The sequence below is a fragment of the Micromonospora sediminimaris genome (assembly GCF_016863575.1).
Lineage (GTDB): Bacteria > Actinomycetota > Actinomycetes > Mycobacteriales > Micromonosporaceae > Micromonospora > Micromonospora sediminimaris.
This window is the reverse complement of sequence record NZ_BOPD01000017.1, coordinates 55242-75854: the sequence shown is the minus strand read 5'-3', so window position 1 is coordinate 75854 and position 20613 is coordinate 55242. Positions and strand designations below refer to the sequence as shown.

Below are 20613 nucleotides of genomic sequence, written 5' to 3'. Positions count from 1 at the left end.
CTCGGCGTCCCCGCCCGGGGACGCCGACGCGTCGCCTACCGGCCGAGGTCGGCGAGGATGCGCTGGGCGGCGTTGTGGCCGGCGGCACCGATGACGCTGCCGGCGGGGTGACAGCCGGCGCTGCCCGCGTACACCCCGTCCACGCCGGTGGCGTAGGGCATCCGGTCGGCGAACGAGACGGTGTTGTCGACGTGGTGGATGTGCCCGCCGGTGATGCCGAAGTGCGCCTCGATGCCGGGTGGCGGCAGCGGCACCGCGTCGGCGATCAGGTCGCCGGTGCCGGGGGCGTACCGCTCGCAGATCCCGACCAGCCGGTCGACGTAGCCGGGCAGCTCCGCGTCCCAGGTGGTGCCGGCCAACTCGTACGGCACCGACTGCACGAACAGTGCCGACGAGTGGTGCCCGGCCGGGTCGGCCAGCGACGGGTCGACGGTGGTGTGCAGGTACCACTCGATGGTCGGCTCCTGCGGCAGTCGGCCGGCCCGCACGTCCGCCCACATGGCGCGCAGCGCCGCCATCGGTGACTCGCCGGTGCCGCCGGCCAGTGTCGCCGAGCCGGGCAGCAGGTGGATGGTGGAGCCGAACGGGCTCGGCGCGTCCTCGGGCAGGCAGGAGAAGCGGGGCAGGTCACGCAGCGCCAGGTTCAGCTTGAGGGTGCTGCCGGTGCGCTGGACCGCCGCCATCCGTCCGCTGAGCGTGGTCGGCAGCGCGCCGTCGGGCAGCAGCTCCATCAGCCGGTACGGGTCGCAGGCGCCGAGCACCACCTCGGCGTCGACCTGGCGGCCGTCGGCGAGCACCACGCCCCGGGCGGCACCTCCGTCGAGGGTGATCGCGGCGACCGGGGCGCCGGTGACGATCCGGGCGCCGGAAGCCCGGGCCGCGTCGGCGAAGATCCGCGAGACGGTGCCCATGCCGCCTTCGGCGATCATCCAGGTGCCGCCCGAACCGGGCAGCCGGCACATGTTGTGCACCAGGAAGTTGTGCCCGGTGCCGGGGTCGTCGGGGCCGGCGTTGAGCCCGGACAGGCCGTCGGTGACCGCGTACATGCTGACCAGCAGCTCGGAGCGGAAGTCGAAGCGGGCCAGGTAGTCGGCGACGGAGCCGCGTACCAGGTCGATGAAGACCTGGCGCAGCGCGGGACGGACGTGGCGTTCGGCGGTCTCCTCGACGCTGAGTGGCTCGGCCAGCCAGGCCGGGGCGAGGTCCTCGCGTAACGCGGCCAGCTCGCCCTGCAACGCCTCGTCGGCGGCGGCGTCGGCGGGGGAGAAGAATTCGGCGAGCTGTGCCCGGGTGGCCTCCGTGTCGGTGCCGAAGAGCAGGTAGGGCGAGCCGACTCCGCCGGGGGTGGGCAGGAAGTAGTGCGGGTCGCGGCGCAGCACCGGGATGCGGACGTCGAGCGCGGCCAGCAGCTCCGGCGGCATCAGCCCGAGCAGGTACGACCCGGTGGAGTGACGCAGCCCCGGCACCTTGGGGAACGGATTCTCGGTGCGGGTCGCCCCGCCGATCACCTCGGCGGCCTCCAGCACCAGCACGTCCAACCCGGTCCGGGCCAGCAGGATCGCCGACACCAACCCGTTGTGCCCAGACCCGACGATCACCACGTCAGCCCGCCCCGGCACCTCACCACCCCTCATCCCCGCACCCTAACCCTTGCCACCCCACACCCACCCCCGCGATCTTGCACTTTCTGCCCGGGCAAGAGGTGTCAAAGCGACATATCGCCGACCAAAAGTGCAAGATCGTGGGGTCAGGGGCGGGGGTGGGGGTGGGGCGGGTCATGATTGAGCGGGTTGGCGGCGGGTGCGCCAGGCGGAGAGGGCCAGGGTGGCGGAGTAGCCGGCCAGCACGATCACGTGGAACAGGTAGAGCCAGAGCAGGATCGCCACTGCGGAACCCACCTCGTCCAGCCCGCCGAAGGGCACGCCCAGGTCCAGTGGCAACGAGGCGAAGAGCACGAAACCGTGCAGGAAGCCGGACAGGTTCGCCGCGGTGAACGAGCCCATCCCCAGCGTGGAGAGCCAGTCCGGCGAGGCTGGGCCGACCACCCGGAACACCCACATCAGCACCGGCGTGAGCACCAGCCACACGGCCAGGAACGACAGCACCACCCCGAGCGCGCCGGCCCAACCGCCGCGCCGGACCAGCCCGGTGGTGGTCGGCAGGGCCAGCAGGATCGACAGCAGCAGCGCCGGGGCCGGCGCCAGCAGCGGCAGCAGCAACAGCCGGCCCCGCCAGCCGACCAGGTGTTCGTCGGAGCGGGGCGCGGCGACCGAGACGAACGCCCGGCGCAGCCCTTCGCCGTACAGCGACGCCGGCAGCAGCGCGGCCAGCGCCAGCCACGGCGTCAGGCCGACCCCCGCCTCGACCAACGCGGCCACCGCGTGCGGCGCACCGATCGCGTCCGGCAGGGCCTCCACGGCGTACCCGGTGAGCCGCCGAACCTGGGACGCCCCCGCCAGCAGCGAGGTGAGCCAGATCGCCAGCAGGGCCACCGGCACCACGGCGATCGCACCGTAGAACGTGATCGCGGCGGCGTGCAGCGACAGATCCCGGCCACGGACCGGGCGGAACGCACCCCTGGTGATCCGCTTCGTCCGCTCCCACGCACCGCCCATCGCGCTTCATTTCCCCGTCATCCCCGCTGGCAACCGTCCCCGTTGCGCGGGTCGCACCCGGCCGACGGATCAGCGGTCGGGTCTGTTCGGTGGACCGGGTCGTGAGGTAGTGAGAAGGCGCCCGGCGACGGGCCTGGCAGGGATGCGGCTGCTCAGGCCCGTCGCCGTTCGGTTCGGTCAGCCGAATGCCCGGTACAGTCGCCAGTCGGCGGAGAGGACGACCTTCTTCGATTGCCCTGTGTCGGTCTTCGACGGGTGGTAGATGTGCATGTTGCCGTTCGACTCGTACCGGACCCACATGTCGGGCACCCCGTCGCGGTTGACGTCGGGAATGCTGATGACGACGCCGATGGCCGCCTCGGTCCACGAATTGCCGTAACGAACGTCACCGTCGCGGGAGTTGTTGGCCAGCTTCAGCGAGTCGAGGCTGACGCTGCCGGACACCCCACCGGGCAGACCGTGCCGGACGTACATGTTGCCGTTGTCCAGGTTGCGCCAGAGCAGGTCGGGCGTTCCGTCGATGTCGATGTCGATGATGTTGACGACGTCGCGGCGTGCCCAGGCGTCGTGGTTCATCAGGGTCGCTTCCTGGAACGCGGCCCCGGTGTACCCGGACAGCACCCAGAACTCCGGGCCGGAGCGTAGCGCCAGGTCGGGCCGTTTGTCGCCGGTGATGTCGCCGACCGCCTTGATCTGGGTCCAGGTCGACGGGTTCGGCGCGTTGGCCGGGAGCATGACGCGGAGCCGGTGGTCCACGTTGAAGCTGCCGTACCCGTCACCGGGATAGAGCCAGAAACCGCCGTCGGGGGTACGGGCGAACAGGTCGGTGATGCCGTCACCCGGGTACGCATCGGAGTGCTTGGTGATCAGAGCGGCCTGGCCGGTGGTCGGGTTCCACCAGTGGCCGGGCGGGTTCAGCGTGCCGGCGCTGTCGTACGAGGAGTACAACCAGCCGTACAACTCGCCGTTGTTGGGTCCGGTCCCTTCGGGCTCGCGGTCGCCCGCGTACGTGCGCAGCTTGCCCTCGTTGTCAACGAGGATCAGGTCGGGTATGCCGTCGCCGCCGGTGTCGCCGGGGCCGTCACCGGCGGCGCGCGGCGGCACGTAGATGGCGTAGTCCGTCCTGGCGCTGCGGTTACCGACCGCGTCGTAGGCGTACACGTGCAGGGTCGTGGGACCGGCGTGCCGTGGTGCGAGGTCCGGCACCGTGGCGGTGCCGTTGACGGCATCCACGGACTGGGTGTTGATGGCCTCGAAGGCGTAGGTGAACCGGGTCGCGCCCGTGGCACTGAAGGTGATCGAACCGGTTCCGCCGAACGACACGCTTGCCCAGGTTGCGCCGTCGGGGGTGGCCTCCGGGAACACCTCACTCGTCACGGTGGGGGCAGGGGGCGCCGAGGCGTCGATGGTCAGTCGGCAGGGTTCGGTGCCGGGCGGGAAGTAGCTCGACGAGGCATTTGACTCGTCCTCGGCGCGTACGTCCCAGGAGTAGGTGGTCTTGTCCTCCAGGCTGCTGGACGGCACCAGGAGCTCCGCGCTGCCATCGCTGCGAGCGGTGACCAGGGTGCCCGACGGGACGGTCGAGCCGGTCTTCCAGAAGCGGAAGCGGAGCGCCTTCAGGTTGTTGTCCGGGTCGGTGGCCTTGGCGTACAGCGTCAGATTGGTCCTGGCGACCGTGACACCGCCGCCGGGGCCGGGTACGCAGGTGCCGCCGGGCGTGCTCTTGCCGCCCGTCGGTTCCTTCGGCGGAGTGTTGTAGACAACCGTCAGCTCGGTGCTGCTGACCTTGAACCTGCGCCAGGTCAGCGTGTCGCCTTCGCTCGTCGCCTGCATGCCGAGGGTCACGTTCGACCAACCGCCGTCGGCGCCGTTCTGGGCGATCTTCTTCACGTCGAAGCTGACGTAGTCGTCGGCGCAGCTGCTTCCGTAGCCGAAGGCGAACGACTTCTTCTGCTGCACCTCGACCCAGCTCGGCTGCTTCTTCCAGGTGGTGGCGGAGGAGATCGAGCCGGTGCGCCACACCTCCATCTGGCGCGCGGTGCAGTTCCAGGAGTGGTTGTTGAACACCTTGAACGTGGCCGAGCTGACCGTCGCACCCTTCATGCTGCTCTTGAAGCCCATCCGCCAGAAGGAGCGGGCGGTCAGCGGAGTCCGCTCCTCGTAGCCGACCCGGGCGTCGGTGCTGCCGGAGTTGAAGTTGGTGCCGTTCCAGGTGTTGGTGCTCGGGTGCTGCTTGTAGACCGTCGCCCAGGCCAGCGTGCCGCTGCGCAACGTCGGGTCGAGGAAGAGTGGAAACATCGCGTCCGCGTCGGTGAGCAGGCCGGTGGCGGCGACGTCCAGGCGCAGTCGTACGTCACCGCTGCCGTCGCCGTCGAGGCTGGTGGGCATCGGAGCGTGCCGGGCGCCCGCCTCGACCCCGTTCAGCCCGGAGAGGTTCAGCACGTCGGCGGTGGTGGCGACGGCGGTGCGTAGGGCCGGCTGGGGCGACGCCGGGTCCTGGCCGGCGGAGTCCCAGGCGAACGGGGTGGGCATCGAGCCGATCTCGACCTGGCTCGCGGCGTCGAGAATCTGCACGCCGCCGGTCTCCTGGTCGTGGCGGAAGGTCGCCGTCGGGGATCGCAGGCCGTAGGTGAGGGACCGGACCGCCTCGATGGTGGCGCTGTCCCGGTTCTTGACGATCAGCAGCTGCCCGAATCCGCCCTCGTCGCGGGCGACCACCAGCAGATCGACGCCGGGCCGGACCTCGGGATAGAGCAGGCGCGGGCCGTCGAGCACCGGCTCCGGCAGCTCACCGGGCCACAGGTAGGTGACGGTGTGACCGCCGATTTCGACCTGGGCGAGGGGTGTGTCCACTTCGGTGCGGGCGACCAGGCGCATCGACTGGGCGGGAGGGCTCGTGGACGGCGTGGCGTCGGGTCGCGTCGCACCGCCGAAGAACCGCACCGGGGTGGGCGGGTTGACCGGGCGGACGCCGAGGCCGTCCGGTGCGTCGGCATCGTGGGTCAAGGTGAGGTCGATCGGCGCCCACTGCCCGGTGGCGTCCTTGGCCCGCTGGGGGACGGCGTGGGTGGTGGTGCGCCACTGCCCGGCCGGCAACGCCCAGGTGAGCGACGTGGCCGTGGTGGCGGTCTCGACGAGCACCTCGGTACCCGTGCGGAGCGCCTCGGCCATCGCGGTCGCCTCGTCGCGCGGCGGCTTCGACGCCGGGGCGGCCTCGGTGACGACCTCCGGCCGACTGTCGCCTCGGTCGATTCCCGGCCACCACGGCAGGGATGCCGCGATGACGGCGACCAGCAGGAGACCCATGGTGCAGATCAGCCGGGTGCGCGTACGCATGAACGGGCTGAGCAGGCGAGGCGCTGTCACGGCGGTCTACTCCCGTGGGCCGGGCGGACAGGAAGGAACGCGAAACCCGCCCCGTCAGCCGGGCCGAGGGGCAGAAACGCGGGCACACGATCGCACGTCACCAGGGCATCTCGTCTATCCCGTCAACGTTACCGATTCGTGATGTTCACTTTCTGATCATTGACCGGTACGCCAGAATTCGATCTTGTGTGAGTGGGTTTGCCGACGTCGCTTGTCGGACATAGTCGAATTAGCTTCTTGGCCAAGATCTCCCTGGCCTGCGGTCTTACGCGGCAATAGTGGTGTGGCGTGGATCACATCCATACATCGAAGATCACTCTATGCAACCTTGAGCTCTGACCTGCCCTGACGGAGAGTGCTCACGCACGTGCCGATCCGGCACGTGTCCCTCGCGGTTCTTCCCGCGAACCTCCTTTTCGTCTTCACGCCTGGGTGGGAGTCGACGCGCATGCCTGGTACCGGTTTGCTGGCCCGGCGGCGGGGGCGTCCCGCCCGTACGGCGTTCATCCTGGCGCTGTCCATGACCATGACGGTCACGGCCCTGCCCGCCCCGGCTTTCGCCGTTCCCGGCCCGGGCATGAGCCGTGGCGCGATCGAACTTCCGGAGATCCCGGAGGTGGAGCAGATCGCGCCCAACGAGCAGGCCGTGACCGACCTGCTCACCGACGAGCCGGAGCCACTCGACCCGTACGAGCCGTCCGCGGTGGACGCCTGGGACGAGGACAGCGGCACGGTGGACCTGACCGGGGTCGCCGCAGGTGAGGCGTTGCCGGTCGACGACCTGCCGGTCGCCCTCGGCGTACCGGAAGGCGGTGACCCTGCCGCCCTCGCCGGCACCTGGGCGGTGGATCTGGCCGCCCCCGAGGCCTCGCACGACGTCGGGGTCGCCGGCCTGATCATGAAGATCACCCCGCCGGCCACCGCGGACCCCACGGCCGAGGTCGCCCTCAGCGTCGACTACACGCCCTTCGCCGACTTCTACGGCCCACAGGCCGCCGACCGGTTCGGCGTCGTCCTGCTGCCGGACTGCGTCTTCGACGACCCGGACGGCGGCGACTGCGCCGACGGTGGCGCGGGCGTCCAGTCCACCGAACCGGCCGGTGTCACCGGCCAGGTCGTCTCCAGTGAGGTGGAGATCCTCCCGGTCGCCGGGGCGTCGGCCCGCAGCGCCGCGATCGCGGGCGTCGACGAGGGGGCCGGCGACCGCCGGATCGTCACCGGCAGCGTGCCGGTCGGGTCGCTGGTCGGGACCGACGGCGCGGTCGCCGGCCGATCCGCGTTCGGGGCCCAGTCCAGCGCGGCGGACGCCAACGTCGTCGGCGTGCTCGACACCGGCGCGTCGGCTGCCGGCGACTTCACCGCAACCCCGCTGCTGTTCTCCGGATCCTGGGCGGCGGGTTCCTCCTCGGGCGCGTTCACCTACTCGTACCAGGTGCAGGTGCCCGAGACGGCCGGCGGCCTGATGCCGAAGGTGGCGCTGTCGTACTCGTCGCAGTCGGTGGACGGGCGTACCTCGGCCACCAACAACCAGGCCTCCTGGATCGGCGACGGCTGGGACTACGCGGCCGGCGCGATCACCCGCACCTACGTCAACTGTCGGCAGGACTCCAAGAAGCCCGGCTCGAACAACAGCGAACACCGGACCGCTGACCTCTGCTGGGGGTCGAAGAACGCCACCCTCTCCCTCGGCGGGATGACCACCGAGCTGGTTCGGGACGACAGCACCGGGACCTGGACCACCGCCAACGGCGACGGGTCAAAGGTGCAGCTGCTCAAGGACACCGGCCTGGACAACGGCGACGCCGACGGTGAGTACTGGGTGGTCACCACCAGGGACGGCACCCGCTACCACTTCGGCCGGCACCGGCTGCCCGGCTGGACCGCGGGTCAGCCGGTCACCAACTCGGTGCTTACCGCACCGGTCTACGGCAACCACTCCGGTGAGGACTGCTACCAGGCCGGCGACTGGGCCGACTCGGCCTGCACACAGGCGTGGCGGTGGTCGCTGGACTACGTTGAGGACATCCACGGCAACGTGATGAGCCTGTGGTGGGCCAAGGAGGAGAACCGCTACGCGCGGAACTTCAACTTCAAGTCCCCGGTGAAGTACGACCGTGGCGGCTACCTGACCCGCATCGACTACGGGCAGCGCAGCAACAACGTCTACGGCGCCGCGCCGCTGGCCCGGGTCAGCTTCGATGTGGCGGAGCGCTGCTTCGCCGAGGGCTCCCAGACCTGCTCCGAGTCGAACTTCAACAGCCAGATCCCGCACGACTACCGCATCTGGTACGACACCCCGGCCGACCTGAACTGCATCTCGGGCCGGAAGTGCTGGAACGCCTCACCGTCGTTCTTCACCCGCAAGCGCCTCGACAAGATCACCACTTTTGCGCAGCGGCGCAGCGGCTCCACCAGTTTGCAGAAGGTCGACGAGTACCAGCTCACCCAGTCCTTCCCGACCCTGCTGACCGGCCCCAACACCGCGCTCTGGCTGGAGTCGATCCAGCGGACCGGGTACGGCGTCGACGGCGACAAGGTCGCGCTCAACCCGGTGCGGTTCGCCCACAACCCGGAGGACATGCCCAACCGGGTGCGCAACGACAACCGCCCCAGCTTCTCCCGGCTGCGCATCGCGCGTGTGATCAACGAGTATGGCGGCGAGACCGTCGTCACCTACAAGCAACCCACCGGCTCCTGCGCCACCGGCTCCGGCCTGCCCGGCAAGGACGACACCGCCGAGCTGAAGTCCAACACCCGGCTCTGCTTCCCGAACTTCTGGCACCCGGATCCGGCCAAGGACGACGTCATCGACTGGTTCCACAAGTACGTGGTGGAGTCCGTCGAGGAACTGCCCGCCATCGACGGCGCCGCCTCCTCCACCCTCACCACGTACGCGTACGACAACGCCGGCTGGCGGCTCGCCGAGCCGGAGTTCAGCAAGAAGTCCCGCCGCACCTACTCCCAGTTCGCCGGCTTCGAGCAGGTCACCGTCCTCACCGGGCCGCCTATCGCGGAGCTGGGCAGCGAGCAGACCAAGTCGGTCACCCGCTACTTCCGGGGCATGGGCGACAGCGTGTCCGTCAAGGACAACGTGGGCACCGGCGAGGAGATCGCCAAGGACCGGGAGCCGTTCGCCGGCCGGGTCGCCGAGGAGTTGACGTACGCCAAGGCCAGCGACCCGGACGCCAACTGGCTCACCCGCAGCGTCACCTACCCCACGGCGACCGAACTCGCCTCCCGCGACCGCGACGACGGGCTCGACCCGTTGAAGGCGTGGCGGGTCACCGACACGCGGCAGAAGGCGGTGTCCCGGTCCTCCGGCACCGGCGACGACACCCGAACGCTGCGCACGGTGGAAACCAAGACCACCTACGAGAGCACCCACGGCCTGCCGGAGCGGATCGAGTCACTCGGTGACACCGGCAAGTCCGGTGACGAATCCTGCACGTTCGTCGAGTACACGCACCGCACCGACAAGAACCTCATCGGCCTCACCAGGCAGATCCGCAGCAGCCCGACGACCTGTGCCGCCGCCGACTTCGACGACCTGACGACGCTCTCCTCCGCCGGCCGGGTCGGCTACGACGGCGCCGCCTACGGTGCCGCCCTGCCGAGCAACACCCGGGGCCTGGCCACCCAGACCTGGTCGCTGAAGGCGGACGGCTCCGGCTTCCAGAACGACGGCACCACCACCTTCGACGCCATCGGCCGGGTGCTGACCCGAACCGACCCGGACAACAAGGTCTCCCGGATCACCTACACCCCGGCCAGCGGCCAGGCGTACGCGGTGAGCGAGGAGAACTCCCTCGGGCACAAGCAGACCCGGGAACTGGATCCGGGCCGCGCGGTCACCCTGAAGACCACCGACCCGAACAACCAGGTCAGCCACGCCGAGTACGACGCCCTCGGCCGCCTCGTCAAGGCGTGGGGCGCGGGGCGTACCCCGTCACCGGCCCTGGTGCCCGACTTCCGTGCCGAGTACGCCCTCCCGGCGATCGTGCCCGACCCGGAGAACCCCGGCGAGAGCATCCGCAAGCCGCCGTACGTCACCACCTTCGCCCGGGGCCACGAGGACCGGATCCAGACCTCGGTCACCATCTACGACGGACTCGGCCGGGAACGGCAGTCCCAGGTGGAGGCGACCGGTGGCGGACGGCTGATCACCGACACGCTCTACAACTCGGCCGGCGAGGTCTGGCAGACCAACAACGCCTACTTCGCCGAGGGCTCGCCGATCGGCCGGCTCTTCACGCCCGAGTCGGACACGGTGGTGCCCAACGCCACCCGCTACACCTACGACGGCCTCGGCCGGGTGGTCGAGGAACTGCCACTGCTCAACGGCACGGAGTACCCGAGCCGCGCCACCCGGTACAGCTACGGCCTCGACCACTCCACAGTCATCAACCCGGCGGGCGCGGCCTCGTACCGCCTCCACACCGACGGCCTCGGCCGCACCACGCGGGTCGACACCTTCCGCGACGCCGCCCGCACCGACTTCACCTCGATGCGCTACGAGTACGACGCGCGCGGGCAGCTCGCCGAGGCCACCCACTCGGCGAACCCGGTCCCGTGGACCTGGACGTACGACCAGCGCGGCCGGCTGACCCGGACCACCGACCCGGACACCGGCGCCACCACCATGACGTACGACCACCGGGACCGGCCGCTGACCACCACCAACGCCCGTGGCATCACGGTGTGGAACGGGTACGACGAACTGTCCCGCCCCACCCAGCAGCGGCTCGGTGGCAGCGGCGGTGAACTGCTGGCCGAGTACACCTATGACACGGTGGCCGGCGGCAAGGGTCTGCCGGCGACGTCGACCCGGTACACCGACGGCCTGCCGTACACCCAGTCGGTCGGCGGCTACACCGAGGACTACCAGCCGACCTCGACCACGCTGACGCTGCCGGAGTCGATCGCCAGCACCTGGGGTCTGAACCAGGAGTACCGCTACGACTACACGTACACCGACACCGGTCTGACCGAGTCGGCGACGCTGCCGGCGGTCGGCTCGCTGCCCAGCGAGAAGCTGCTGGTCCGGTACACCAGGGACGGCCTGCCGCTGTCGGTGTCCGGCAAGGACTGGTACGGCTCCGAGACGGTCTACTCGCCGTACGGGCAGGTGCTGCGCTCCACCCTGGGCGCGCACCCGTACCGGGTGTGGACCATGGCCTCGTACGACGACGCCAGCGGCGCCCTCACCCGGCAGCAGGTGTTCCGCGAGGTCACCGGCAACCATCTCGTCTCGAACCGTTCCTACGGCTACGACGACGCCGGCAACGTCACCTCGATCCGGGAACACGCCACCACCATCGCCGAGCGGCAGTGCTTCACCTACGACCCGCTCGGCCAGCTCCGCAACGCCTGGACATCGCAGGACCAGGCGTCGTGCAGCGCCGGTCCGGGCACCGCGACGGCCCCGAACGCGGCGGCGGGTGTCGACGGCACCGGCTACTGGCAGGAGTACGAGTACGACCTGCTCGGCAACCGCACCAAGCTGGTCGAGCGGGACCTGACCGGCCGCACCTCCACCGGCCCGATCGAGACCACCTACGGGTACGGCTACGGCACCGAGGAGGGTGACCAGCCGCGCACCCTCGACGCCGTCACCAAGACCTACACCACGCCGCAGGGCGCGGCCATCGTCTCCGAGGCGAAGCGGCTGTACGAGCTGACCGGCGAGACGAAGTCGGTCACCTCCACCCGCAACGGGGACCAGCAGGAGCTGTCCTGGACGTACGACGGCCAGGTCGAGCGGATCACCGGCTCCGGCACCAAGGGCCGCACTTCGTACATGGGTCTGGCGAGCAAGTGCATAGACCTGAGTTCCAGCCTGGCCGAGCCGAACCGACCCATCCAGCTGTACACGTGCAACGCGACAATCGCGCAGAAGTGGGCCTTCGTCCCGGCACCGGAGCAGACCAACGCCAACCTGGGCACCCTGTCGATATTCGACTCCTGGTGCGCCCAGCCGGCCGGCACCACCGCCGGGTCGGCGCTGCGCCTGCAACGGTGTGACGGCACGGCGGCGCAGCAGCTGGAGCGGCTTTCGACGGGGCAGTTGAAGCATCCCGCCTCCGGCCTGTGCCTGGCGGTGCAGGACGCAGCCATCGCCGACTCAACGCCGATCGTGCTCGCGGCCTGCGCCGGTGGTGCTCCCGAGCAGCTGTGGGAGGCACAGGACGAGACGCGGCACATCTACGGGCCGGGCGGCACCCGCCTGCTGAAGATCCAGGGTCAGCAGGCCACCCTCGACCTCGGCGAGGCCCAGGTTTCCGTGCAGAGCGGCGGGATGCTGCTCAACACCCAGCGGAGCTACGCCACGCCAGGCGGGATGGTGACGCGGTACGCCTACGGCACCAGCACCGGATCCAACCTGGTGGCCGTCGCCAGCGACCATCAGGGCAGCCCGTCCGCCGAGGTGGCCCTCGCCGACGGGATGCAGATCCGGATCCGTAAGCAGGATCCGTTCGGCAACCAGCGGATCGCCGACACGCCGGCCAATCTGCAGACCAACCGGGGCTTCCTCGGTGCGGTCCGCGACGACACCTCCGGCTTCGTGCCGTTGGGTGCCCGGCTGTACGACCCGGAGGTGGGTCGGTTCCTCTCCGCGGACCCGGTGCTGGACCTGACCGACCCGGTGCAGAACAACGGCTTCACGTACGCCCACAACAACCCGGTCACCCACTCCGACCCGTCGGGCCTGTCGGTGGCGTTGACCGCGTCGGAGACGGCGGCGGCGCTGGCCGGTGCAGGTCTGTCGTCGGCGATGATCGCTCAGGCGCAGGCCAACATGGGCCGCTCGCTGATTTCGGTCATCCTGGATTCGGCGTGGTACATCCTCAAGGAGTTCATCGGCATCAACGACGCCCTGAACTGCTTCGGCGGTGACATGTGGGCGTGCGGCAGCCTCATCCTCAACGCGATCCCCTGGACCAAGGTCGCCAAGATCCCAGCGGTGATCCGGGCGGTCAACCGTACGATCAACGCGATCCAGGCATGGCAGGCGGCGAAACGGGCCGCCGAGGCGGTGCTGGCGGCGGCACGAGCTGCCGAGGCCGCCGCGTTGCAGGCGAAGAAGCTCGCCATCGAACGGGCCAAGAAGGCCGCCCAGGCAGCAAAGAAGAAGGCCGCCGACAAGGTCAACTCGACAAGCAACAAGGCGACCCAGTCGGCGAAGAAGACGGGTAACGGCCCGCAGAAGGAAGCTCAGGCCAAGTCCAACCCGAAGGGCTCGTCGGCAGCCTCCGGCGGCGCCGGCGGCAAGGGCGGCGGCGGAGGCAGCGGCAAGGGCGACTCGAAGCCGGGCGGCTCGTCGGGTGCCTCCAACCGCAGCAACGGCGGCTCCAGCGGCAGTGATGCCAGTTCGTCGAACGGTGAATCCTGCCCCATTCGCAACAGCTTCATCCCGGGTACGCGGGTTCTGATGGCCGACGGCTCAACCAAGGCAATTGAGGATGTCGAGCCTGGCGATAAGGTGGTAGTCACCGATCCGGAGACCGGTCGTACCGAGGTGGATACCGTCACCGCCACGATCACCGGCGACGGTATCAAGCATCTGGTGAAGGTCACCATTGATCCCGAAGACGACCAGGGCAGTGAAACCGCCGAGGTCACCGCCACCGACGGCCACCCGTTCTGGGTACCAGAGCTGGGTGAGTGGATCGACGCCACCGACCTCCAGCCGGGGCAGTGGCTACAAACCAGCGCCGGCACGTACGTTCAGATCACCGCCATCGAGCGCTGGAGCGTCCCCCGCGCCACGGTCCACAACCTCACCGTCGCTAACACCCACACGTACCATGTAGCCGCCGGTAACCAGCCGGTCCTTGTCCACAACTGTGGTGACAACGCCCCGGGTCACACCGCAGACGTGACCCGGCACGGCTCGGACGGCGAGATTCTCGATGAATACTCGGTGTGGAGCGGGAGGGCGACTCCGGAAGAGTCGGCGCTGGGCGGGGGTTACAACACACAAGCGGCAACGCATACGGAGAACCGGGTGGCGCGGATGTCCGGAGCCTCTGCCGGCCGAGTCAGCATCCCCAACGACCCTTATGCTGGTCTCAAGCGCGCAGCCCCAGGTGATTTAATCGTCATCGAGGGGCAACTGCCTCCTTGCAACCGATGCCGTGGAGCTATGAACAGGATCGTGAACGAGGTAGGTGCCTCCGTTGCTTATATGTGGGACGGGCCTAAGGGGTCAGGAGTCTGGTTCAGGAGGGGCAAGTCGTGAGATTTACCGCCCGGGATGCAGGTGTCGAGGAGAACGAGGAGGATGACTTCCTAGATGTCTGGATGGCGGAAGGTGGTGATCCTTCCGGCATTGGATTCTCCTTTCAGTGCGCTCTGCATGAAGTTGACCAGGATGAGGTCGACATGGGGCTCGACTCTTACTGTGTGGCGACCCAAAATGGCGCTACTGTCTACGGTCCAGTGCGGGCGGCAGAGTTCGACGAAAATGTGCTAATCCTCACGTTCGCGCCGGACGATGCCGACCTTTTGAGAACGAGTGAGCGGGTTGAGATCGTTCTGGCGGTCGGTGCGGACCAGCTTGCGGCGATAAAGCATGCTCTCAGGCGAGTGCTGAGCTGGGGGAGGAGTAGTTCAGTGCCGTCGTTCACCGGGTTCTGAATTCTGATGCGTAGCTGCGACTTGTCAGCGGTGCCATCTTAGACGGGTGTCGCATTGCGTGTTCGGAAGGTGGACCCTATAGAGGTGAAACTGGTCCCTGATGTGCCACCGGATTATCCTTGCCTTTAGATTCTCCGGTGCGACTACCAGGGTCAAATCCGCCAGGGCTAAAGGACGTCTCGTAACCGGTGGAGGCGTTGCCGGGTAACGGGTGCTGGGTGTCATCCGGTGAGGATGATGTTGTGAAGGTGGGCGATGCCGGATGTGGTGTCGGTCAATGTGCGGGCGGCCCGGCGTTAATCGCGGAAAATCTTGAAGTTCTTCATGCTGGCCAGGGCGTGTTCGACCTGCGCTCGGACGGTGTGCGATGTTGTCTGTTCAGGTCTTTCTTCCAGTGGGTAGTTCACTGCCGTCGGCGGGTTTGCGGTAGGGGATGATCACGTCGGGGTTGCCGCGGCAGGCGCCGTCGGCCCACCAGCCGCCAAAGGTTAAAGATCAAGTTAGAACGATTGACATGGATGCGGGTTTGAGGCTTGGGCGCGGCTGGAGTGTTATCCGCAGGGTCGACCGTGAAGGGCGCAGGTTCTCGCAGCATCACGGGGGAAGCATGGACACGCCGCAGCAGCACAGACCAGGTGTGGGTCGCTCGGGCGGCGGGTTGATCGACAGCTTCCTGACCTGGCTGGTTCATCCGGTGACGGTGGCGGCCACCGCGCTGCTGATCCTCAACGACCACGTGCTCAAGGCGGCCTATCCCGGCTGGCTGACGGGAAAGCTCAGCGACGCCGCTGGGCTGGTGATGGCACCACCGCTGCTGGCCGTCGTACTGGTGCTGCTGCTGGCCGGGTGCGGTCGACTGCCAGTGTTGCGGCGTACGGGCAGGGTTGCTCGGCCTGGTCCTGGTCCTGGTCCTGGTCCTGGTCCTGGGCCGGGCGTCGCGCCTGCCGACCTGCTGGCGGCCGTCTCGTTTTTCATCGTTGGGGTGGGATTCACGGCGGTGAAGGCCACTCCGGAGGGGGCGGCCACGGCGTCCGCGGTGTGGAGCATGGTGAACGGACCGTCGGTGATCCTGGCCGACGGCACGGACCTGCTGGCGTTGCCGGCGCTGGGCCTGGCCTGGTGGACGTGGCGTTCGGCGGCGGCCCGCCCGACCCTGGCGCGCTGGCTGCGGATGGTGTCGGTGCTGGTGGTGTTGCCGATCGCCGGGCTGGGCGTCGCGGCCACCTCCGCTCCCCAGTACGACGACGCTGTCGCCTTGTACGAGTGGCAGGGCGTCGCTGTGGTCGGCATCGGAAACGCCTATCACGATGCCCGGAAGCCCTACACGTGGTGGATCGGCGCGGAGGACGGACCGACGTTCTCGGAGCTGCCGGAGGGCGGCTACGAGCTGTTCTCGAAGCAGCCGCCGCCGGTCGCGTCGGGAGAGGACTGTTCGGCGCGGGATCCGGGGCACTGTTTCCGGATCGTGCCGCGCCGCCTGGCGGTGCAGGAGAGCCGGGACGGTGGGGCCAGCTGGCGCGTCGCCTGGCAGATTGACGAGGATGCCCGGCAGCGACTGGCGACGGTAATACCTGGTTTGCGTGATGCCGACGAGTACCTGTCGTCCCGCGCGTTGCTGGTGCGCGATCAGTCTGACGGTGGGGTGGTCGTGCTGGTGGCAAACGGTCGGGACGGCTTTGCCCGACGGGACGCTGCCGGCCACTGGGAGCGCATCGGGTTCGGCACAGTTGCCGGTGACGGCTTCCGGTACGAGCAACCTGCGACACCGGTCCCGGGTGTCGCCGAGGCGACCGTCACCGTCGGCTTGCGGGTCGCCGTACCGCTGTCGGTTGCGGTGGGAAGCCTGGTGGCGCTTGCCGGCTGCGCCACGTTGCTGGCGTGGCGGCACGGCTGGTTCGTGATTCCACTTGCCGCCGTTGGTGGCGCACTCGGTCTCCTGGCGCTCGCCCTGTACGTCCCCTACGCATTGCGTGGCGTGACCTCGGACGACGCAGTGGGATCGGTCCTCGTGGTGGCGCTGATCGTGGGGATGACGGCGGTGCCGGCGGGCATCGCCGTGCTCGTCGCCAACGTCACGGAGCCGTTGCCGGCCCTGACCGGCCGGATCTGCGTCGCGGGCATCCTCGCTGGGGCGATGGTGCCACTGCCGTTGCTGCTGCGTCTGCTTACCGGTTGGCCTCCGCAACGTGCGGCGGTGGCCGTCGTGCCGATCGTCGCGGTGGTCGTGATGGTTGTCGGCATCCCGTGGGCCATCCGCTACGCCGTACGCCGGGTGCCGAGGCGAGGCTCCTCATCGGCAGGCACACCGCCGTGGACACCACCCGACCCACCGTGGCCGGAGACCAATGACGCGCCGCGCACCGCCTGATCGGGTGGTGCGCAACGGCCGCAAGTGCCCGGGTGGTCGCCGGGGGCGGGGCAGCGTCGCCAGCGGGTGTCGAAGGTGGCGGCGGGGCATGTGGGGGTCGTCGGAATGGTACCGCGTGGTACAGTGCGGTACATGGCGAGGATTACGCTGCGGGAGTTTCGCGATGGCGTGGGTCGGGTGCTGGAGGGGATCGAGCGCACCGGTGAGCCGGTGATCATCACCAAGTACGAGCGGCCCGTGGCTGTCCTGATCGGCATCGACGAGTGGGAGGAGATCGAGGCGTTCCGGGACCGCCGGGACTCGGCGGTGATCGCCCGTTCCCGTGCCGAGGGTCAGTTCGTGCCGCTGTCGGCGGCTCTGGAGTCGCTAGGGGTCGATCCTCGAGAGGTGGAGGCGCTGCTGGCTGACCGGGCCGGCGGTGCGGCGGCGTGAAGATCCAGATCGACCGGGACGTGCTGGTCTGGCTGCACAAGCAACCTCGCAACGTTTTCTTGACCGTCCTGAGTGCGATCCTCGGCTTGGTCGCCGATCCTGCGCCGCAGAACTCGACCGAGATGCGCGACGGATCTGGGCGTCGTCTGCGCGTCGGTGACTACCGGGTCCTCTACCGGCTCGACGACGACGAACTGACCATCCACGATGTCGGGCATCGCAAGGACGTTTACTCGTAGGCCGTCGGAGCTGGCGCGCAGGTGCCCGGGTGGCCGTTGGGGCGGGGGCAGCGCCCGGGGCCGTCGAGTGGGGTGTCGCACCAGACTCGGGTACGCAGGCTTTGGTGGTCTTCTTCGCTGAGGGTGGTTTCGCCGAAGTCGATGACCGTCAGGTGGCCGAGGGAGTCTCGGAGGGCCACGGCGAGCGCGGTCGCCTCGTCGAGCCTGGTCAGGGTGGTGGGTAGGTGGATGACCCACCGGGGCGGACTCATCGGGAGCCGCGACTGTGGTGGCGGTGGGCGGCCTGGCGGGACTGCCATTGGCGCAGCGCCTGACGGATGCGTTCGGCTTCGGTGTTGGAGGTGGTCAGCGCGCGGTGCAGGCGTTCCAGTTCGTCGGCGAGCCGGTTGAGGTAGGCGTACACCTGGTCCGGATCGAGGCCGCGCCAGCGGGTGTCGAAGGTGGCGGCGCGGGCGTGCTGGGGGAGTGGGCGCTCCCCGGACACGTAGATCATGCGCGGGCGGCTTCCTGCTCGGCGAGCATCGTCTGGAACTCCTGGTCGGTGAGGCCGCGCATGGCGAGGACGCGGCGGCCCCAGCGGTGCAGGCGGCAGGGGTGGGTTGCCCGGTCGTTGCGGCAGCGTTGGCCGTCGGGCCATTGTTCTGCGGCGTGCACGTTTATCGCCCGGAGCGCGAATGTGACATCTTCGGCGGTGATGTAGGGAGGCAGCGGAATCTCGCCGAGGGCTTTGTCGATCGAATCCATGATCCTCCTCTGTGGAATGGTTGTGGGGGCCGGAGCGGACGCCGGGATGAGGTTCGTGGGAGGCGTCCGCTCCGGCCGTGACCTGCCAGGGGGATTGGCTGGTCATCCACGATGGTCATTTCACTACTGGCCTGGCGCAATCTTTTGCGCAAGAATGCGAATCAAGGGATGAGGTGCCTTACGCGACAACAGCAGAGGAGATGACGTGGACGACCCGGGAAGCACCGTCCCGCGTAGGCAACTCGGCAGGTATTTGAGAGAACTTCGCGAAAACGCGCACGTAACTGTGGTCGCGGCCGCGAAGGAACTGGAATGGTCGACGCCGCGAATCTGGCGGTACGAAACCGGCCAGGTCCCCATGCATCCGAACGACGTGGAGGCCATGTGCCGGGTGTACGGCGCGACCCCCGAGACGATCAAGACGATGCGGTCGCTGGCCCGCGAAACGAAGGCGCACGGCTGGTGGCACAGCTACGGGGAGGCGATCGAGGACTGGTTCAAGCTCTACGTCGGCCTGGAGGCCGCCGCGACAAAGATCCGAAAGTACGAGGCCGACCTGGTACCCGGCCTGTTGCAGACGGTCGAGTACATGACCGAGGTGATCGCGACGAACCATCCGGATCTGTCCCGGTCGGAACAGCAGGTCAAGGTAGATGTTCGACTGCGCAGACAACGTCTGCTGGCTCGGGCGGTGCCCCGCGCGCCCTACTACGACGTGATTCTCAGCGAGGCGGTGCTACGTCGGCCGCTGCGTGACCGGCTCGCGATGGCCCGGCAACTCGACGCGCTGGTGGTGGCGAGTCGACAGCACAACATCAAGATTCGGGTGCTTCCGTTGGCCGCCGGGCTGTTCCGCTCGGCCGACACGGGCACCTTCACCATGCTCGATTTTCCCACCGACGTGCGGGAACCGGAGCCGACCACCATCTACATGGACGGTCCGTGCGGCGCGGTCTACCTTGACAAGCCGCACGAGATCCGGACCTACGAGGAAGTTTGGCGCTCGCTCGGCGAGCGGGCGCTCGATGTCGATGACTCCCGTGAGCTGGTCACGGCGATCGCGAAGGAGATGACCCATGAGACGTGACGGAGTGTGGCGCACGTCGTCCCGGTCCGGCAGCGGTGAATGCGTCGAGGTGGCGGGTTTCGTCGACGCAGTCGGCGTACGCGACAGCAAGGACCGGCAGGGCGCGGAGCTGAGCTTCGCCGCGACGAGCTGGACCCGGTTCGTCGCCGCCACCCGCGCGGGCCGGTTCGACACCCGCCCCTGAACTGACGTGACCGCAAGCTGTGGGTGCGTTTCTTGCTGTCCCGACGACAAGAAACGCACCCACAGTCGGCGGCTTGGTCGACATCGTTCGCCCCGGCTGCGTCGGACAGGTTGTGCGATGGCGTGCGGTGCGGGCTGTGCTGGCTAGGCTGAGTTGAGCAAGATGTTCCGCTGAGGGGGTGAGCCCGGATGGCCCAGGCTGCGTACGCGCCCGAGCCCGCGCCGGACACTGGTGCCGACGACCGGCCCACCGGGCCGTCGTTCGACGTGCTGCGGTGGCACGACGAGCCGTGGACCGCCCAGCTCGCCCTCGACCTGTTGCCGGAGACCAACGGCCCCAAGGTTGAGGTCCTGAGCGGAAGCGTGATCGTGACACCCCACGCCGGAATTGACCACCAGTCGGTCGAACGTGAACTGCCATATCTGTTGCACCGGGCTGCCCGCCGGGCCGGGCTCTGGGTCTATCCCGAGATCAACGTCGTTTCCGGTAAAGACCTCTTCATTCCGGACATCGCAGTACTGACCAAGTCGGGTGGAGGGCGCTCAGTCGTCGACATCGCGACCGCGGTGCTGCTGGGTGAGATCGTGTCTCCGGGTAACCGTCGCAAGGATGTCATCGATCGACCGCGTGAGTACGCCGCCGCTGGCGTGCCGTTCTTTCTGCGGGTGGACCTGCGCAACCGGGTGCCCACCATCGCCCTGCTCGAACTGGTCGATGGGGAGTACCGGCCGCTGGCGGCAGCCGCCGCTGGCACCACGTTCGTGATGAATCGGCCCTTCGACTTCTCGGTCGACCCGGCAGACCTGCTCGACGACGAGGCACCGCAGGATGCTGACTCTCCGGAAGGCCCGGTCCCGCCGGAGGCGGACCGGGAAGGAAAGTAGCTTCCCTCCCTTCGGAGAGGCCCTTCCGCGACCTCAGGCGCAACAAGGTGCCCTTCC

At 68.7% G+C, this 20613-nt stretch carries 14 protein-coding genes and 1 pseudogene; 8 read left to right on the top strand and 7 right to left on the bottom strand.

The window, feature by feature from the left end; genetic code table 11:
* Window positions 1-35: 35 nt before the first annotated feature.
* The 3 genes from Vse01_RS14985 to Vse01_RS14975 all read right to left on the bottom strand — a co-directional run bounded on the left by Vse01_RS14985 (window position 36) and on the right by Vse01_RS14975 (window position 5981).
* Window positions 36-1634 carry a phytoene desaturase family protein gene (locus Vse01_RS14985; protein WP_093401676.1) on the bottom strand — a complete coding sequence of 533 codons (1599 nt, stop codon included), beginning with the start codon at window positions 1632-1634 and terminating at the stop codon, window positions 36-38.
* A 141-nt stretch (window positions 1635-1775) separates the two neighbouring features.
* Window positions 1776-2615, bottom strand: a complete 840-nt coding sequence (locus tag Vse01_RS14980) for a YhjD/YihY/BrkB family envelope integrity protein (protein WP_093401675.1) — start codon at window positions 2613-2615, stop codon at window positions 1776-1778.
* Window positions 2616-2792: 177 nt separating this feature from the next.
* Window positions 2793-5981: a DNRLRE domain-containing protein gene (locus Vse01_RS14975; RefSeq protein WP_093401674.1), complete on the bottom strand. Its 3189-nt coding sequence runs from the start codon at window positions 5979-5981 to the stop codon at window positions 2793-2795.
* 448 nt (window positions 5982-6429) lie between these two features.
* Between Vse01_RS14975 and Vse01_RS14970 the strand changes: the two genes are divergently transcribed.
* On the top strand, window positions 6430-14220 hold the full coding sequence (locus Vse01_RS14970) for a ricin-type beta-trefoil lectin domain protein (protein ID WP_093401673.1): 7791 nt from the start codon (window positions 6430-6432) through the stop codon (window positions 14218-14220).
* On the top strand, window positions 14217-14618 hold the full coding sequence (locus Vse01_RS14965; protein WP_170863282.1) for an Imm10 family immunity protein: 402 nt from the start codon (window positions 14217-14219) through the stop codon (window positions 14616-14618). The genes Vse01_RS14970 and Vse01_RS14965 overlap by 4 nt, the downstream gene beginning before the upstream one ends.
* A 221-nt stretch (window positions 14619-14839) precedes the next feature.
* Here the strand turns inward: Vse01_RS14965 and Vse01_RS29365 are convergent.
* Window positions 14840-15089, bottom strand: a pseudogene (locus tag Vse01_RS29365) (transposase family protein); the annotation flags it as partial.
* Window positions 15090-15225: 136 nt separating this feature from the next.
* Here Vse01_RS29365 and Vse01_RS14960 point away from each other — a divergent pair.
* The 3 genes from Vse01_RS14960 (at window position 15226) to Vse01_RS14950 (ending at window position 17657) form a co-directional block, all read left to right on the top strand.
* Window positions 15226-16986: a hypothetical protein gene (locus Vse01_RS14960; protein WP_139233071.1), complete on the top strand. Its 1761-nt coding sequence runs from the start codon at window positions 15226-15228 to the stop codon at window positions 16984-16986.
* 132 nt (window positions 16987-17118) lie between these two features.
* Window positions 17119-17418 carry a type II toxin-antitoxin system Phd/YefM family antitoxin gene (locus Vse01_RS14955; protein WP_102661059.1) on the top strand — a complete coding sequence of 100 codons (300 nt, stop codon included), beginning with the start codon at window positions 17119-17121 and terminating at the stop codon, window positions 17416-17418.
* Window positions 17415-17657, top strand: a complete 243-nt coding sequence (locus tag Vse01_RS14950) for a type II toxin-antitoxin system RelE family toxin (protein WP_093401670.1) — start codon at window positions 17415-17417, stop codon at window positions 17655-17657. Before Vse01_RS14955 ends, Vse01_RS14950 begins: the two co-directional genes overlap by 4 nt.
* On the opposite strand, the gene Vse01_RS14945 is transcribed toward Vse01_RS14950, so the two are convergent.
* The 3 genes from Vse01_RS14945 to Vse01_RS14935 are packed head-to-tail and all read right to left on the bottom strand — an operon-like array spanning window position 17648 to window position 18401.
* A complete protein-coding gene (locus Vse01_RS14945) occupies window positions 17648-17908 on the bottom strand; it encodes a hypothetical protein (protein ID WP_093401669.1) in 261 nt (86 codons plus the stop codon). The genes Vse01_RS14950 and Vse01_RS14945 overlap by 10 nt on opposite strands.
* A complete protein-coding gene (locus Vse01_RS14940) occupies window positions 17905-18150 on the bottom strand; it encodes a DivIVA domain-containing protein (protein WP_093401668.1) in 246 nt (81 codons plus the stop codon). Before Vse01_RS14940 ends, Vse01_RS14945 begins: the two co-directional genes overlap by 4 nt.
* Entirely contained in the window at window positions 18147-18401 is a 255-nt protein-coding gene (locus tag Vse01_RS14935; RefSeq protein WP_093401667.1) for a hypothetical protein, read from the bottom strand. Before Vse01_RS14935 ends, Vse01_RS14940 begins: the two co-directional genes overlap by 4 nt.
* A gap of 205 nt (window positions 18402-18606) precedes the next feature.
* Here Vse01_RS14935 and Vse01_RS14930 point away from each other — a divergent pair, with 205 nt between their 5' ends.
* From Vse01_RS14930 to Vse01_RS14920, 3 genes are all read left to right on the top strand, one after another.
* The gene (locus tag Vse01_RS14930) at window positions 18607-19488 is read left to right on the top strand and encodes a helix-turn-helix domain-containing protein (RefSeq protein ID WP_093401666.1); all 882 of its coding nucleotides are present in this window, start codon (window positions 18607-18609) and stop codon (window positions 19486-19488) included.
* A 4-nt stretch (window positions 19489-19492) separates the two neighbouring features.
* A complete protein-coding gene (locus Vse01_RS14925; RefSeq protein ID WP_093401665.1) occupies window positions 19493-19672 on the top strand; it encodes a DUF397 domain-containing protein in 180 nt (59 codons plus the stop codon).
* A gap of 188 nt (window positions 19673-19860) precedes the next feature.
* Window positions 19861-20556, top strand: a complete 696-nt coding sequence (locus tag Vse01_RS14920; RefSeq protein ID WP_093401664.1) for a Uma2 family endonuclease — start codon at window positions 19861-19863, stop codon at window positions 20554-20556.
* Window positions 20557-20613 lie beyond the last annotated feature (57 nt).

Excerpts from the sequence above, each read along its gene's own strand:
- Vse01_RS14985 (WP_093401676.1), bottom strand. The coding sequence starts at position 1,634 with ATGAGGGGTGGTGAGGTGCCGGGGCGGGCTGACGTGGTGATCGTCGGG.
- Vse01_RS14980 (WP_093401675.1), bottom strand. The coding sequence starts at position 2,615 with ATGGGCGGTGCGTGGGAGCGGACGAAGCGGATCACCAGGGGTGCGTTC.
- Vse01_RS14970 (WP_093401673.1), top strand. The coding sequence starts at position 6,430 with ATGCCTGGTACCGGTTTGCTGGCCCGGCGGCGGGGGCGTCCCGCCCGT.
- Vse01_RS14960 (WP_139233071.1), top strand. The coding sequence starts at position 15,226 with ATGGACACGCCGCAGCAGCACAGACCAGGTGTGGGTCGCTCGGGCGGC.
- Vse01_RS14955 (WP_102661059.1), top strand. The coding sequence starts at position 17,119 with ATGGCGAGGATTACGCTGCGGGAGTTTCGCGATGGCGTGGGTCGGGTG.
- Vse01_RS14945 (WP_093401669.1), bottom strand. The coding sequence starts at position 17,908 with ATGAGTCCGCCCCGGTGGGTCATCCACCTACCCACCACCCTGACCAGG.
- Vse01_RS14940 (WP_093401668.1), bottom strand. The coding sequence starts at position 18,150 with ATGATCTACGTGTCCGGGGAGCGCCCACTCCCCCAGCACGCCCGCGCC.
- Vse01_RS14935 (WP_093401667.1), bottom strand. The coding sequence starts at position 18,401 with ATGGATTCGATCGACAAAGCCCTCGGCGAGATTCCGCTGCCTCCCTAC.
- Vse01_RS14920 (WP_093401664.1), top strand. The coding sequence starts at position 19,861 with ATGGCCCAGGCTGCGTACGCGCCCGAGCCCGCGCCGGACACTGGTGCC.